The organism is Flavobacterium rakeshii (assembly GCF_009741375.1).
GTDB lineage: Bacteria > Bacteroidota > Bacteroidia > Flavobacteriales > Flavobacteriaceae > Flavobacterium > Flavobacterium rakeshii.
Window position 1 is genome coordinate 1 of record NZ_WOWP01000049.1, and the last position, 16,563, is coordinate 16,563.

At 36.7% G+C, this 16,563-nt stretch carries 14 protein-coding genes and 1 pseudogene; 10 read left to right on the forward strand and 5 right to left on the reverse strand.

Annotated elements, in window-relative coordinates; translation table 11 throughout:
* From GN157_RS12280 to GN157_RS12295, 4 genes are all read right to left on the reverse strand, one after another.
* Window positions 1–1,613 (reverse strand): SprB repeat-containing protein (locus tag GN157_RS12280; RefSeq protein ID WP_197429447.1); only part of this gene is annotated, 1,613 nt, incomplete at its 3' end.
* Window positions 1,614–1,915: 302 nt separating this feature from the next.
* Window positions 1,916–4,117 (reverse strand): S41 family peptidase, encoded by a 2,202-nt coding sequence (locus GN157_RS18030; RefSeq protein WP_157483687.1) that lies wholly within the window; start codon window positions 4,115–4,117, stop codon window positions 1,916–1,918.
* Window positions 4,118–4,210: 93 nt separating this feature from the next.
* The gene (gene hutH / locus GN157_RS12290) at window positions 4,211–5,719 is read right to left on the reverse strand and encodes a histidine ammonia-lyase (RefSeq protein ID WP_157483688.1); all 1,509 of its coding nucleotides are present in this window, start codon (window positions 5,717–5,719) and stop codon (window positions 4,211–4,213) included.
* Window positions 5,720–5,793: 74 nt separating this feature from the next.
* Window positions 5,794–7,287 carry an NAD(P)H-hydrate dehydratase gene (locus GN157_RS12295; RefSeq protein WP_157483689.1) on the reverse strand — a complete coding sequence of 498 codons (1,494 nt, stop codon included), beginning with the start codon at window positions 7,285–7,287 and terminating at the stop codon, window positions 5,794–5,796.
* A 303-nt stretch (window positions 7,288–7,590) separates the two neighbouring features.
* Here GN157_RS12295 and GN157_RS12300 point away from each other — a divergent pair, with 303 nt between their 5' ends.
* The 6 genes and pseudogenes from GN157_RS12300 (at window position 7,591) to GN157_RS12320 (ending at window position 12,252) form a co-directional block, all read left to right on the forward strand.
* Window positions 7,591–8,175: an SMI1/KNR4 family protein gene (locus GN157_RS12300; protein ID WP_157483690.1), complete on the forward strand. Its 585-nt coding sequence runs from the start codon at window positions 7,591–7,593 to the stop codon at window positions 8,173–8,175.
* Between the two features lie 140 nt (window positions 8,176–8,315).
* Window positions 8,316–9,398 (forward strand): glycine cleavage system aminomethyltransferase GcvT, encoded by a 1,083-nt coding sequence (gene gcvT, locus GN157_RS12305; protein ID WP_157483691.1) that lies wholly within the window; start codon window positions 8,316–8,318, stop codon window positions 9,396–9,398.
* 6 nt (window positions 9,399–9,404) lie between these two features.
* A complete protein-coding gene (locus GN157_RS12310) occupies window positions 9,405–9,557 on the forward strand; it encodes a hypothetical protein (protein WP_157483692.1) in 153 nt (50 codons plus the stop codon).
* Between the two features lie 12 nt (window positions 9,558–9,569).
* A pseudogene (locus GN157_RS18035) lies at window positions 9,570–10,241 on the forward strand (PDZ domain-containing protein); the annotation flags it as partial.
* Between the two features lie 159 nt (window positions 10,242–10,400).
* Window positions 10,401–11,447: a S41 family peptidase gene (locus GN157_RS18040; RefSeq protein WP_394350073.1), complete on the forward strand. Its 1,047-nt coding sequence runs from the start codon at window positions 10,401–10,403 to the stop codon at window positions 11,445–11,447.
* A gap of 91 nt (window positions 11,448–11,538) precedes the next feature.
* Window positions 11,539–12,252, forward strand: a complete 714-nt coding sequence (locus GN157_RS12320; RefSeq protein WP_157483694.1) for a YebC/PmpR family DNA-binding transcriptional regulator — start codon at window positions 11,539–11,541, stop codon at window positions 12,250–12,252.
* A gap of 664 nt (window positions 12,253–12,916) precedes the next feature.
* Here GN157_RS12320 and GN157_RS12325 read toward each other — a convergent pair.
* Window positions 12,917–13,411, reverse strand: a complete 495-nt coding sequence (locus tag GN157_RS12325; RefSeq protein WP_157483695.1) for a DUF6646 family protein — start codon at window positions 13,409–13,411, stop codon at window positions 12,917–12,919.
* A gap of 183 nt (window positions 13,412–13,594) precedes the next feature.
* On the opposite strand from GN157_RS12325, the gene GN157_RS12330 reads away from it, so the two are divergent.
* From GN157_RS12330 to GN157_RS12345, 4 genes are all read left to right on the forward strand, one after another.
* Entirely contained in the window at window positions 13,595–14,149 is a 555-nt protein-coding gene (locus tag GN157_RS12330) for an RNA polymerase sigma factor (protein ID WP_231749130.1), read from the forward strand.
* Window positions 14,146–14,694, forward strand: a complete 549-nt coding sequence (locus tag GN157_RS12335; RefSeq protein ID WP_157483696.1) for a hypothetical protein — start codon at window positions 14,146–14,148, stop codon at window positions 14,692–14,694. Before GN157_RS12330 ends, GN157_RS12335 begins: the two co-directional genes overlap by 4 nt.
* Window positions 14,675–15,718 carry a DUF4097 family beta strand repeat-containing protein gene (locus GN157_RS12340; RefSeq protein WP_157483697.1) on the forward strand — a complete coding sequence of 348 codons (1,044 nt, stop codon included), beginning with the start codon at window positions 14,675–14,677 and terminating at the stop codon, window positions 15,716–15,718. The genes GN157_RS12335 and GN157_RS12340 overlap by 20 nt, the downstream gene beginning before the upstream one ends.
* A 97-nt stretch (window positions 15,719–15,815) precedes the next feature.
* Window positions 15,816–16,547, forward strand: coding sequence for a head GIN domain-containing protein (locus GN157_RS12345; RefSeq protein WP_157483698.1), 732 nt, complete (start codon window positions 15,816–15,818; stop codon window positions 16,545–16,547).
* The last annotated feature ends 16 nt before the right edge of the window (window positions 16,548–16,563 follow it).

Below are 16,563 nucleotides of genomic sequence, written 5' to 3' on the forward strand. Positions count from 1 at the left end.
AAACCTGTTGCAGTTGCTGTAGTTTGTGCGTTGATATCATCCCATAAGTATGTATAAGCACCTGTACCGCCTGTTACATCTATAGTAGCACTACCAGTTGCTTCACCATTACAAAGTACATCAACCTGGGTTGTAGCTGCTGTTGCTGTTATAGCATCTGGCTCAGTAATGGTAAAATTATGTGTATAAGTACAATTATTAACATCGGTAACAACTACTGAATAAGTTCCTGCGGTTAAACCTGTTGCAGTTGCTGTAGTTTGTGCGTTGATATCATCCCATAAGTATGTATAAGCATCTGTACCGCCTGTTACATCTATAGTAGCACTACCTGTAGCAGCTCCATTACAAAGTACATCAATCTGGGTTGTAGCTGCTGTTGCTGTTATAGCATCTGGCTCATCAATAGTAAAATTATGTGTATAAGTACAATTGTTAACATCGGTAACAACTACTGAATAAGTCCCTGCGGTTAAACCTGTTGCAGTTGCTGTAGTTTGTGCATTACTATCATCCCATAAGTAAGTATATGCCCCTGTACCGCCTGTTACATCTATAGTAGCACTACCTGTAGCAGCTCCATTACAAAGTACATCAACCTGGGTTGTAGCTGCTGTTACTGTTATAGCATCTGGCTCAGTAATAGTTACATTTAATGTTCCGCATCCATTACCATCAGTAAAAGTAACGGTATGATTTCCTGCTGCCAAATTTATAGCTGTAGGTGTTGTTTGACCATCACTCCATGAATAGGAATATGGAGGTGTACCATTTGTAATAGTAACTGTAGCAGAACCAGTGTTATCACCATTACATGTTGTTATATTATTTTGAGCAGTTATTGAAGCCTCAGGCCCATTAACAGTAACCGTAAATGATGTTGTTGACACATTTGATGAAGAATCTGTTACTGTATAAGTAACCGTACTAACTCCATTATTAAAAATTGTTCCACTTGCATCACCTGTCCCCGAAGCTGTTGTAGCTCCTGTAATATTATAAGTTATTGTAACAGGATCTGTACAATTATCTCCCGCTAAAATCCTAATACGGTTTATTTGCGTTATACAACTACCAGAACCATTAACTACAACATTTGCAGGTGGAATTAAAGTAGGTGTTCCGCCAACGTGGATAACTGCCACAGCAGCATAAGAATTATTAGGATTGAAGCCTGTTAAAAGCCCATCACAAAAAAATTCCCAAGTTGCTCTTTGTGTTATATAATAAGATCCCGGAGTTGTTGGTGCTGTAAAAGACAACGATTTTGAACCTGAAATTGGACCTGAAAATGGATCTAAGCTATGACACTCAGAAAAGATATTATTAATACCTAAATAATGCTGTGTAACACACCCAGGGCATTCGCCTCCAGCATTATATTGCATAGAATAATCATATGAAAAAGTAACGGTTGCTCCTGCTGCTACAAAGGCTTCGTTTGTACCAGTTCCATTAAGGTTAATATTTGAGTAAGTTGTAGTTCTTCCTGCCTGACTGACATTAATTGAACCTGAAGGTACACCTGCATAAGGAGTTTGTGTGTCTCCCGGGCATTGTCCCCGGGCATTCATAAAAAGCAATAATGCTAAAAATAGTAATATTTTTTTCATTGTAAATATATTTAATTGTATTTTTTGGACAGGCTAATATACAACAAGCCTACATTAAATTTAAGTTTTTATTAACATATTTTATTTAGTTAAGGCTCAACTTATTTTAAACAAAAAAGAAAGCGTTCGCGAATATAATTTTTTGATTTTGTTAATTTTAGAGTAGAATTACCTATTTTTAAATAACAGGTATTTATACGTAAGAGAATATACTTTTACCTCTTCATCCAAATATCTTTTGGATAAAAACAAAAAAATACCCTTTTAGGGTATTTTAAAACTTTGTTTCTAAATACTAATAATTAATGAGTTAATGTTTTAATAGCTTCATTAATAAACGCATCATTATCCTGTTTAATATCTGTTACAGACTCAATAACTAAAACATCAGGGATTACCCCTATTGAGTGAAACTGACTCCCATCGGGGTTTTTAACTTTCATTCCGGTAAATGAAACTCTAAAATTACCTAAAAGTGCAATACTGTTTACATTTCCATTAGCACCTGCTGTAGGCTTACCTATAACTGTTGCCAAATTATAATGCTTAATGTATTGCGCTAAAAACTCTGCATTGCTTAAAGTAGTTTTATCAACAAGTAACACGTTTTTGGTTTTTAAAACTGTTTTTGATTTATGCCTGTTAAGTCCATACCCGCTACAGTATTCCTCAATATTATTAAATTCAGGCTCCAAAAACCTTTGCCTGCACATCCATTTAGCAGTATCTGAAACCTGTAAATAACTCAGTATTCTATGAAACCTGTCTTTTGGATATCCTCTAAGGTCTATAATAAGGCCTTTATAGTTATTAATTGTTGGTATAAGCGAATCAACCTCTTTACTACTTAACTGATTAAGGTTTATATAAAAAATACTACTGTTAATTTCTTTGTATTTATCATGAGTACCTGCCTTACTGTAAAAATCTAAGTTCCTGCTGTAAGAAACATTGCGCTCTAAAATCATTTCTTTACCAAGAGTTGTTTTTACATTTATATGAGAATCTTTAAGCCCAAAATTTAACCTCTCAAGCAGTCTTACCTCCTTCCATTGTTTACTTCCCGATATATACTGCGAAATACTATCTAAAAATCTATTGACAGGAATACCGTTTATTTCTTTTATAACATCACCTTTTTCAAGACCCGAAACTCCATGTAATAAATTCTTTACAGTTAATTCACCATCATTAATCGTAAATTTTACAGGTGTAGCATATACATCATCAATAGGAGTATCTATATCTTTATTTCTTACATTTATATGCGCATCTTTAAATTTCTCAGTAAACTTTTCCAGCGTTAAACTATGCTCATTTTTCGTACTGCTATTAAAAGCGTTTTCTAGCCCAAAAGATAAAAGAGCATCCCAATCTAAATTAACTTCATTAAAGTAAGGGTAGAAATGCCTGAAAGCATTCCATAAAACAACAATGTTTGCTATAGATACATTAGTATTAAATTCATTTTTATCGATTGAAGCTATTTTATTTTGAAGCCTCTCAAATAACTGTGATTTAACAATAGGTAATGTTTGCTCTTTATTAGCATATACAACAGTAGGGACAATTACATCTCCAATACTTAAATGCAATGTAAAAAACGGGTTTAAAGGCAGGTTATCTTCTGTTTTACGCAATTGTTCACTACGAGCCATACCTAAAACTGTCAATTGATTTTCTTTCCTAATCAGGTAGTCGGCTTTGGGTTCTGCAAACCAATTTTTATATGTAAACAAAGGTAAATTTACAGTAGTGGTCTCATTATTTACATTTGTTACTGTAAGTTTTAAATTTCTGAAAGAACTGTCTCCTTCTTCAGAAAACAAACCTATTAAGAGTCTACTTAAATTATTAAAATTATTTATTAAAAGCTCCCTAGTCTCCCATTGCCCGCCTGTGTTTGAAATTTTACTGTTAACAGCATGAGTAATCAGTTTATTATTTTTATCAAAAAGCTTAATAATACCAGAAGAAAAGCCTTTAGTATTTACCTCATAAACCAGTTTTATAGCTTTACCTTTTTCTATATTAAAAGGCAGAAAAAGTCCTGCACTTTTTAAACTGAAATTAGCTCTTGTTTTATTAAATCTTTCACCAGAATACATGTTACTACTATTAGTATCCAGTCCTAATCCGTTATGTATCCAGTAAACAGGATATTTTGCTTCACTACCCCATTTATAAAAATTATTAGTAAATGAAATTGACGGAGCTACAGGTAAAAAAAGTTCATTAAGCTTTTCTTTAAAATCCTGTTTTGTTTTGGCTTTAGATATCTCATTTACTCCATGTACAGCAAAAGCTTTCCAGTCAATCAACGAAGCTTCATCACTGGGGTGAAAGTAACGAACAACACCATACAACTTTGCAAAATCCTGTAACTTTTGAATCTCAAAAGCATTTTGCCCAAAAGTAAATGAACTTGTAAGGATAAAAACCGATAAAATAAAAGTCTTTTTAAAACACTGCTTTACAAGGCTTTGTTTTGCTATATTAATCACTATAATACTAAAATTGTTTAGTTAAGTAATATAAGTAGAAATTACTGATTAATTCAATAAAAAAGCCTCCTTAATCAAGGAGGCTTTTTTATATTAGTCTGTTACAGTTTCGTCTATTTGCATGTTATTTAAGAAGGCTATAGTATTCTCAATATCATAGTGTAGTATTCTGTCGTCTTCCACTAGCGGAACTTCTTCCCTGTAGGACTTAAGGAACATTTCTATAAAGTCGCTTGATTTAAGCGGTCTTCTAAATTCAATAGCCTGAGAGGCATTCATAAGCTCTATGGCAAGTATACGCTCCAGGTTTTCTATAATTCTAAGTGCTTTTGTAGCAGCATTAGCTCCCATACTCACGTGGTCTTCCTGCCCGTTGCTCGATACTATACTATCGGCACTTGCAGGGGTACATAACTGCTTATTCTGGCTTACAATACTTGCTGCAGTGTACTGCGGAATCATAAAGCCCGAGTTAAGGCCCGGGTTTGCCACAAGGAATGGTGGTAATCCACGCAGGCCTGATATTAACTGATACGTTCTTCTTTCTGAAATACTACCCAGTTCAGACAGGGCTATACCTAAAAAGTCAAGCGTTAATGCCAGTGGCTGACCGTGAAAGTTTCCTCCCGATATAATCTGGTCGCTGTCAATAAATATATTTGGGTTATCGGTAACCGAATTAATTTCGGTACGGAATACCTTTTTCACATAATCAATAGTGTCTTTTGTAGCACCGTGTACCTGTGGTATACAACGGAACGAATACGGATCCTGAACGTGTTGTTTAGGGTGTGCTATAATCTCACTATCCTCAAGCAACTGGTTAAAACGTTGTGCTGTTACAATTTGTCCTTTATGAGGGCGCACCATGTGGATAAGTTCGTTAAACGGTTCTATTCTTCCGTCAAAACCTTCAAGGGAGATAGCACCAATAACATCGGCAAGGTAAGAGTACTTAATTGATTTAAGCAGTACATACACACCGTATGAACTCATAAACTGAGTACCGTTTAACAATGCAAGTCCCTCTTTAGATTTAAGCACAATAGGCTTCCACCCCATTTTCTCCAATACTTTTGAAGCAGGCTGACGGAAACCGTCCATATTTACCTCTCCCTCACCTAATAATGGTAATGAAAGGTGTGCCAACGGAGCAAGGTCGCCCGATGCTCCAAGAGATCCCTGATTGTAAACAACCGGTAAAACATCGTTATTGTAAAAATCGATAAGCCTTTGTACGGTTTCAAGCTGAACGCCCGAATGTCCGTAGCTTAACGACTGTATTTTTAAAAGAAGCATAATCTTAACGATTTCCTGAGGCACTTCCTCCCCTGTACCACAAGCATGTGATTTTACAAGGTTCTCCTGTAGTTTAGAAAGGTTTTCGTTAGATATTTTTACATTATATAATGAACCAAACCCTGTATTTATTCCATAAATAGGGTCACTGTGCGATTTCATTTTTTCATCAAGGTACGTTCGGCATTTTTCAATGTTAAGCCTACCTTCTTCGCTAAGCTCCAGTTTTTTTCCCTGAGTAATAATTTCGTTTACGACTTCAATAGAAAGCAGGTCGCTGCTTATATAATGTATAGTTTCCATTTATAACTTGAATTGAAGCCCCAAAATTCACTAAACCTTATTTAAAAAACAAGATTTTTATCAACTTTTCAATATTAAGGATGATTTGATTCGATTTCATGATAGGCTTTCCCTATATAATCGGGTATCATAGATGCAGTGAAAGCCTGCATTCCGGTTTTCGGCAGGGCAATATCTGCTGTGAGTCCGTGCAGGTATACTCCAAACACGGCAGCATCGGCAGCAGTGTAACCCTGTGCCAATAATCCGGTAATAATCCCTGTAAGTGTATCGCCGCTCCCGCCCGTTGCCAGTGCAGCATTACCCGATGCGTTTATGTGTACCTCATTACCATATACCACCATAGTACGGGCATCCTTAGCTACGAGTATTACATGGTACTTTTTACAAAAAACTTTCATTTTCTCTATTTTGTCAAAGCCGTCATTCCAAGCCCCCATTAAACGTTCCAGTTCTTTGGGGTGCGGAGTAAGTATGGTATTTTCAGGAAGTAGTTCCAGCCACTCTTTATTATAGGAAAGTATGTTTAGTCCGTCGGCATCTATAACTAACGGGTGTTTATACCGAATTAAAAAATCATGGAAAGCTTTTTGGGTTTCGGGATGCTGTCCCATCCCCGGGCCTATACCTATTGCTTTGGGTTCAAAATCAAAATTGATATGTGTAATATGTTCGTCACCATCGGTTATTGCCATTGCTTCGGGGAAGGCTGTTTGTATCACTACATAACCACATTTGGGCAGATAGGCCGTTATGAGTCCGCAACCTGATTTTAATGCCGACTTCGCTGCAAGGCATACCGCCCCTATTTTACCATAGCTACCACCAATAATAATCGCGTGTCCCTGTTTACCCTTGTGCGTAAAGGGATCTATAGGTATGTAGCGTTTGTGTGCTTCAAAACCATCAGTAAGGTAATAGTTGGTTTCAACAGTATTAATAAAACCTCTGTCTAACCCTATATCCAGTATCTCTACTTTTTTTAGATACTGGTAATTATCTGAAAGATAAAACGAAAGCTTGGGCTGCTGGAAAGTCAACACGGCATCACTGTGTACCGCAAAATTTGTTTTCCTGTCCATAAACACCCCCGAAGGCACATCTATAGAAACCACATAAGCATTACTGTGGTTAATTTTTTCGATCATTTCTTTAACCGAACCTTCCGGCTCACGGCTAAGCCCAATCCCGAAAATGGCATCTATCACCACCAGCTTACCATCGGTATACTGGTATATCTCTTTGTTATTGTATTTAATTCCGTCCTTATTAATACGCTTTAGGTTAGCCGTAAAATCAGGGGTTGGTTTACCGGCATCTTCCAGTATATCGAGTACAACGCGGTATTTGGACTCATACAGTAGGCGGGCAACTACCAGTCCGTCACCACCGTTATTACCCTGTCCGCATATTACATGAAAAAGCGTTTCCTTATCAGGGAAATTACGTTTTAACCACAGGAACACCTCTGTCCCTGCCCTTTCCATAAGCTCGTAGTAAGTTATACCCTGTCGTTCTACAGTTACCCTGTCGGCTTCCCTGTTTGCTGCAACGTCAAAAATTTTCATGGTTTATGGTATATTAGTACTACTTTTACTAAGTAAATTTATAATAATGCTTTTACATAGCAGGCAGATAAAACAAATATTTAACTTGAAGTTTAAGTATGTACACACTGCTGGCACGAGCGTCCCGCTCGTGCTAAAAATGTAATTTTAATTAATACAAAAAGTGCTCGTACCAGCGATGAGTATAATTAGTTTACCAAATAGAAGGTTTTAATTTAACAATGTATATTCAATTCGTATAAGTAAAATGCTCTGGTTATAGTTAGTAATCTAATGCATCAGTTTAATAAAAAAAGGTTATACATGATTCATATATTTAGGTCTACATCCAGCAAAGATGTTATATTCTTTTTACAAAAAATTTTAAATTCTTTACCTAAAGAGTATCAGTATTTATCTATTCAGTTGAATAACGAATTTATATTAGGTATTAGAAAATATAAAGATACTGATGAAAATTGGTATGGTTTAAAATTGAATTCATTACTCTACAAGAAAAACTGTAGTAAAGGAAATTTTCTTTTAAAAAAAATATACATAGACAATCAGGAATTAAAAATAGATGTTTCAAATGGTATAATAATCAGACTGGCTTGTTCAAAACGGAGTATACTTAAAATTAATAGCCTCCAAATTAACACAAAAAATATAGAGCGAATAGATTATGAAGATTCAGATTTACTAGAATTGAATAATATACTCAAAGGCAAAATAGTAGTGAAAGAAACATTTAAAATAAATTTAGACAATCATATATACTATGTAATTGAAGATTTAGGAGATGGGAACTATATTTCTATTGATAAAGATGCAAAAGTGTACAAAATGGAGCATGATCCTTATGAGATAACTTTACTATATCCTAGTTTGGATATGTATATAAAGTAATTGTTTTAATTACAACAATGCATATTCATTTAATATTAAAGCCAAAAATTGTGAAATAATTTGTATTTCCTGAAAATAGCACACCGTTAGTGCATTTTTTTCAATAAATTAGCGCCGTTGAAACTTTATTATTATTCTAGATGAAAAATACTGCGCTAACGCACATACACGAAGGCCTTGGGGCTAAAATGGTACCATTTGCAGGATACAACATGCCTGTACAATATGAAGGGGTAAATGTAGAACACGAAACCGTAAGGAACGGTGTGGGAGTTTTTGATGTATCTCACATGGGTGAATTTTTCATCACCGGGCCAAATGCCCTTGCACTTATTCAAAAAGTTACAACAAACGATGCTTCTACCCTAACTGTAGGGCGTGCTCAATACTCTTGCCTTCCTAACGAAGATGGTGGTATTGTAGATGACCTTATTGTTTACAAAATGGGAGAAGAAAAATACCTTTTAGTAGTAAACGCTTCTAACATTGAGAAAGACTGGAACTGGATTTCGGGTAAAAACGATGTAGGCGCTACTATGGAAAACGCTTCAGAAAACTATTCTCTACTGGCTATACAGGGACCTAAAGCTGCCGAAGCTATGCAGTCTTTAACTTCTGTAAACCTTACAGAAATTAAATATTATCACTTTGAAGTAGCCGATTTTGCTGGTGTTAGCGACGTAATTGTTTCTGCAACAGGATATACCGGTAGCGGAGGATTTGAAATTTACGTAAAAAATTCCGATATTGAACAAGTTTGGAACAAGGTGTTTGAAGCAGGTGCTGCTTATGGTATTAAACCAATAGGACTTGCTGCCCGCGATACTCTTAGACTGGAAATGGGCTTTTGCCTGTATGGTAACGATATTAACGATACCACTTCACCTATTGAGGCCGGTCTTGGCTGGATCACTAAGTTCACTAAAGATTTCACTAACAGCGAAGCCATCAAAAAACAAAAAGAAGAAGGCGTTAGCAGAAAACTTGTTGGTTTTGAGTTAACCGAAAGAGGTATACCAAGACATGATTATGAAATTACAGATAAAGACGGTAATGTAATAGGTATAGTAACATCGGGCACCATGGCACCATCTCTTGGTAAAGGTATCGGGTTAGGCTATGTGCCAACTGCCTATGCTGCACCAGACAGCGAAATTTACATCAGGATAAGGAAGAATGATGTAGCCGCAAAAGTGGTGAAGCTTCCTTTCTACAAAAAGTAAAGGCCTATGAAAAACATACTAGCGATAGCCTGTTTGTTCCCTCTGCTTGCAGGGGCACAAAAACACGAGCAGGCCTGCAGTGTGTTTTACAATATAAACGCGCTTTTACAAAGCGAACATTTTAATCCTAAGCCGACAGACGATAGCCTGTCGGCTTAGGTTTTTAATAGGGTTATGCGGGAAATGGACGATAACCGTATGCTCCTGCTACAGGAAGAGGTTGACCTGCTTTCCAAACACAAATACAAAATAGACGATTACATTACAGGGAACGACTGTTCCTTTTTTACCGATTTTGTTTCGGTATACAAAACAGCCCTGGAACGTAATACCGACATCATCAGTGAAATTGTTTACGACGGAATAAACCTTAACAGTACCGATTCTATTTACTACTCTAAAGAGCATTTCCCCTACCGTACCAGTAAAGAACAGCTTAAAAAATTTATAGGTAAAAAAATTGTGTATGATGTACTGGAGGATATTGCCAAACTAAGCAAAAACCGCGATTCCCTAAAGGCACAAATACCTGCAATGGAAAACAGCATAAAGGCTAAAATAGCCGATGCCTATATGTGCCGAACCGAAGCATTACTTAACCCTAAGGAAGGACTGGACCAAAACATGTATCATAGGTTTTATGAGGCATTTTGCTCCTACTTTGATCCGCATACCAATTACTTTAATTACGACGAAAAATCTACGTTTATATCGGCAGTGTCCGATGAAAATTATTCATTAGGGATTTATGTAAGCCAAAATGAAAATGAGGAAATCATAATACAGGAAGTGGTTCCAGGGGGACCTGCCTATAAAACCCAAAAGATTGACAAAGGCGATCAGATACTCAAATTGGCATCTGAAAATACCGAATACCCCGTTACTTGCGCCTCGCTTGAAACCATAACCAATATAGTGTTTAGTGATGCCTACAGAACGGTTGAACTTACCCTTAGAAAAAACGACGGAACTGTATACACTGTTAACCTTGAGAAAAAGGTAATGCGATCTGAAGATAATACGGTTTACAGCTTTGTTATTGGCGATACACTACCTATGGGTTATGTAAAAATACCCAGTTTTTATACCGCCCGCGATGAGAATAGTTTTCATGGCTGTGCCGATGATGTGGCGCGCGAAATCGCAAAACTTAACGAAGAAAACATAAACGGACTCATAATAGACCTTCAGTTTAACGGTGGCGGTTCTATGGAAGAAGTGACTAAGCTTGCCGGTATGTTTATAGACTTTGGTCCGCTAACAGTCGTAACCGGAAGAAACAGGTCGCGCAATGTGATTAAAGACTACCTTAGAGGCAGTATTTATAACGGACCTATAGTAATACTGGTTAACGGATTTTCGGCTTCAGCAAGTGAATTCTTTACCGGAGTAATGCAGGATTACGGCCGTGCTATTGTTGCAGGGAACACCACTATGGGTAAGGCTACCATGCAAACTATTTTTCAGCTACAACAAAATAACCCTACCGATTTTGTAAAGGTTACCATAGATAAGTTTTACCGCATTACAGGCAAAAGCAACCAATACATAGGCATAGTGCCCGATATTGAGATTCCCTCCTACCTAAACGACTTTTTACCAAGAGAAAATACCGATGCTACTGCCCTGGCTAACGACAGTATTGATGTAAGGCTGAAATTCCGTAAGGAAAAGTTAGACTACAGGGAGTATGCCATAAAACAAAGCAGGGAAAGAATAAGTCAGGATGCCGACTTTAACGAGATACTTTCGGTTAACAAAACCATCAAAAAAATGTATGAGGAAGACAAAGCCCCTGTTGCCCTTAATTTTGACGGCGTTTTTAACGATGTACACACTATGGATGCCATTTGGAAAAGCATAAGCACCTTTGAAGACAAACTACAAATAAACTACATAAAAACGCCGCGCGACACCTATCAGCGCATTATGTATGACGACTTTTTGGTCAATACAAACGAGTACCGCGAAAAGCTGGTAAAAACCAATCCGTACATTAAGGAAGGCATAAACATACTTACTGATATTTATAATTTAGAAAATAAGTAAGTTATAACGTCTTTTTTTACAATCAGCCCTAATAAGATTTTGCAAAAACAGCTAATAACCTTATTTTTGTTCCTCCAAATAAAATTAATTTATGGGAAGAGCGTTTGAATTTAGAAAAGCCAGAAAAATGAAACGTTGGTCGGCAATGGCCAAAACGTTTACCAGAATTGGAAAAGATATAGTAATTGCTGTAAAAGAAGGTGGTCCAAACCCTGAGACCAACGCACGTTTAAGGGCTGTTATACAAAATGCCAAAGCGGCAAACATGCCTAAAGACAACGTTGAGAGAGCAATTAAAAAAGCAAGCGATAAAGATACCGCTAACTTTAAAGAGGTATTATTTGAAGGTTATGCACCACACGGTATCGCCATACTTATAGAAACAGCTACCGATAATAATAACCGTACAGTAGCAAACATTCGTAGTTACTTTAATAAATGTAACGGTACTATGGGTACTCAGGGATCGGTTGAGTTTATGTTCGACCATACCTGTAACTTCCGTATCCCGGCAGAGGGTCAGGATGTAGAAGAGCTTGAGCTTGAAATGATCGACTTTGGTGTTGAGGAAATTTTTGCCGATGAGGATGGCATCATGATGTATGCTCCTTTTGAAAGCTTTGGTGCTATACAAAAAGAACTTGAAAGCCGTGGCCTTGAAATCCTTTCTTCAGGATTTGACAGAATCCCTCAGGTAACTAAAGAGCTTAACGAAGAGCAACAGGCAGACGTTGAAAAACTTCTTGAAAAAATTGAAGAAGATGACGACGTAATGAACGTGTATCATACTATGCAGGAATCTTAATATTCCCTGTTATATACCATATAAAAAAGCAACCCTAAAGGGTTGCTTTTTTTGTATCTTCCCTTCTGCATACAAAATATGTTTATTATGAATATTGTTTCAAAAACTGAAAAATTAAGGAATACAATCTATACCGCTATTGAAACGAAATCCCCCTAGCTGGCGCGAGCGTCCCGCTCGTGCCAAAAAAACATTAGTCGGTACGAGCGAGACGCTCGCACCAGCATTACACTTCTATTTTGAAAAAGCTATTATCTTATGATGTTTTAACTGATACCCCTTGTTCCAACACGACAAATTCCGTTTTTATTGAACTGAATTACTTTATGGAACTTGTTGTCCCAAACCGAAAAATCTCTATCTTTTAAGGTAGCTACTACTTTTTTTATGATTTAAGACTTCTGAATTTCATGTGAATCATCCCTGCGTAAAACAATATACAGACTGTTATTTAAAAAAGTTTGATTAACAATCTCTGTAATCTTTTCTTCATTAATATTTTCATTCCCTATAAAATACCACTCACTCCCGTTATTAACGAAATCCCAAGTAACCTTATTAAGATAAGTTGTGTTAGATTTATAGATTAATCTTGATTCCATATAAGAACTATTAATTTACAATAAAAGCTGCCAATCGGCAGCTTTTATTGTGTTGTATCTTCTTAAAAATTAAACGACACCCCTATTTGCCATACAAACTGGTTGTTGTATTTATCAAAACCTTCGGGGTTGCTTTTATAGGTAGCGATTGGAATACCACCTTCGGTATACAGTCCGAAACCATCTGAGAAAAAGTAACGGAAGCCCAGATGTCCGCCAAAATTACGTAACCCTAAATCAAGCCCCGGGTAAACATCAAACTGATCCCCTATCCCAAATATGTTACCAATGTTGGCGTTAAGTCGGGCTTTTACATCGGCTCTGTCGCCAAAATCGGCTTCCTGACCCAAAATATCATCGGCAGAAAGCATATAACTAGCCGAAAATCCGAACGAAAGATTATCTGCCAGTCCAAAATCAGTAGTGGCAACAATACCGCTACCACCATCCTGTACGGTAGCCCCTATTTGCAGTTTAGTATCTCCTTTTCCGTTAAATGCCTGTGCATTAATAAAGTTGGCACACAATAAAGCGGCCATGGCAATAATAGTCCTCATGCTGTAAAATGTAAAAATTTTCTAACGTAAATATACTTTAAAAACAAGTTAGTCACAATCAGGAAAAGGCAGAAAATACGGGCATAATTTAAAAAATCATTAAATTTAGAAAACTTTTTTTCATTGTAACTGTAACAATAAGGTTATCCTGCCAGTCATTATATTAAACCAGGCAAACAAAAGTTGGAAAGAACGCAAACCGATATAAACCATCTCATTACACTATGTAAGGCGGGCAACCGCAATGCGCAGTTTGAAGTCTATAATATGTACTATAGAGCTATGTACAACACTGCATTACGTATTGTAAAAGATGAACATTGGGCCGAAGATGTTATGCAGGAATCGTTCTTAAAAGCTTTTACAAAACTGGATTCGTTTAAAGGAGAGGTGGCCTTTGGCGCCTGGCTTAAAAAAATTGTAGTAAACCATAGCCTGGACAACTACAAAAAATTAAACAAGGATGCCACCCAACCTATAGACAACATGCTGTATAAACTGGAAGACAGCGATAATGGTGAGGAGGCTAAAGTTGATTTTCAGCAGCTGCAATTGCAACAGGTTTCGCAAGCCATAGCGTCGTTAAAGGAAAATTACAGGATAATATTAACCTTACTGTACATAGAAGGTTACGACCAAGAGGAGATAAGTGAAATAATGCAGATAACAGCCGGCAATTGCCGCACAACCATTAGCAGAGCTAAAGAGAGCCTGCTAAAAAAATTAGCAATGTCATGAACGAGGATAAAAATTTAAACGAGCTATTTAAAAACCTGGAGGGACAGTGGGATAACCACGAACCCCTACTGGGACATCAGCAGCGATTTTTAGACAGACTGGAGGGTAAGAAAAAGCGTTCACCACTAACCCTTATACTGCCTATAGCTGCCGCTATACTTATACTGTTTGGAATTTTTAGCGTGTACAATAATAACGGTACTACTGATGCTACGCAAGAACAAATGGCAAATGTATCGCCCGAAGTACAGGAAACCCAAATGTATTTTGCCTCTATTATAGAAAAAGAACTGGCAAAAGTAGAAAAGGAAAAAAGCCCCGAAACAGAAATGATTATAAGGGATGCCCTTGTACAAATGAAAAAGCTGGAAGACGATTACAACAAGCTCACCCATGAGCTTATTGATAAGGGCGAAAACAAACAGATTATTCATGCAATGATAACTAACCTGCAAACACGTATATCCTTCCTTGAAGAAGTGCTTACACGTATAGAAAACATCAAAAAAATTAAAGAGAACTACCATGAAAACACTACCGCTTAAACTTTTGGTTTTTCTTCTCTTAATTCCGTTTGGCTTGAATGCCGGGCAGGTTAAAGGGAAGTATACCAAAGAGAAAAAGATACAGAAAGTATACCTCGTTAATCCGGATGCCGGACTCGAGGTAGGTAACCAGTACGGAAACATTTATGTGACCACCTGGAATGAAAGCAAAACCAGTATTGATGTGGTTATAAAGGTATCGGGCAATAATGAAGATCAGGTAAATAAAAGAATTAACGGTATAGATGTTAGGCTTAACGCTACCAAAGGACTTGTTGCCTGTAAAACCGACATAAGCAGCTCTAACTCACGCACCAATATTGAGATTAACTATACCATTAAAATCCCGAAAAACGGAAGTATTGTTCTTCATAACCAGTATGGTAACATTGTACTAGGCGATATTAAAGGACATTCGGAATTAAAATGTGAATATGGTAATATTCAAGCCAGTCAACTTAATAATGTGATTGCCAAACTGGAGTACTGCAACGGATCTGATATAGGATACATATATGACGGTGAAATAAAAGCTGAATACTCAAATCTTACAATTGAAAAAGCTTATAAAGCTTTTATTAAAAGCTCTTACAGTAATATCAATATTAAAGAGGTAGATAAAATTATTTTTGATTCAGAATATGGCGATATAAAAATAACAGATGCCGGTTTTGTTAGCGGTAACAGTAACTATATAGGTATTAAATTAGGTACTATAAGCGAGGCTCTTACCATAAAAGCAAATTATGGTAATATTGATATCAAAGAGATTAAACAAAGTACCAACTCTGTATCTGTAATGTGTACGTACACTAATATCAATATCAATTTCAACGAGAACTATGCCTACAATTTTGAGTTCGACCTGCAATACGGTAGCTTAAGAGGTAGCAACAACCTCAATTTCACCGAAAAAAATATACGAAATACCAGTGCCAATTATAAAGGTTACTACAAGAAAAACGGAGCCAACAAAGTATACATAACATCACAGTATGGCAACATCAATTTAGGAAGAAATTAATAAAGTAAGTAATTAAAGTGTAACATTTTATGAAGTACATCGTCTTTAAATAAGACAAAAAAATCATCAATCATCATCAATCAAATCAATTTTTATTATGAAACGACAGTTATTACTGTTAGCAGCGTTATTCACACTGCTAACCGGTACCGCACAGGGTACCCAGGAACTTATTACCGGAAACGGAAACAATGTTAAACAGGAAAAGACAATTACAGCTTACCAGTCACTTAGAATAAGTGGTCCGTTTGAAGTAATCCTTATGTCTGACGAACACGATAACGTGTTAACGCTTGAAGGAAGCGAAAACATTGTTAACCTACTTGAAGTAAAAAACAGTAACGACACCCTGTATATAGGCCTGCCAAAAGGTTTAAACTTCAGGGCACACAAAAACAATAAGGTAAAAATTAAAGTACCTTATTACACTTCACTAAACAATATCTATTTAAAAGGATCGGGTACAGTAAACAGTAAAGCTGCACTAAGAAACAATGTAAAGGTCCAACTGGAAGGTTCGGGGTATATTGACCTTAGGATTTTTAACGCCAGTAGCGAGGCTTATGTATTGGGATCGGGCAATATTACACTAAAAGGTACCGTTCAGGATTTTAAATGCAAGGTTATAGGTTCGGGCAATATTGAAGCCAAACGCCTTGAATGTGCCAATGTAGACATTGACCTATCGGGATCGGGCACTGCCGATATTGTTTGTAACAAAGCCATTAAAGGAAAAATTAGCGGTTCGGGCAAAGTAGTTATTGCCGGACACCCAAAAGAACAGGATTTAAAGCGCCAGGGAACCGGTGAGTTCACGGCAGCTTTATAACCTCCTTTTTATACTT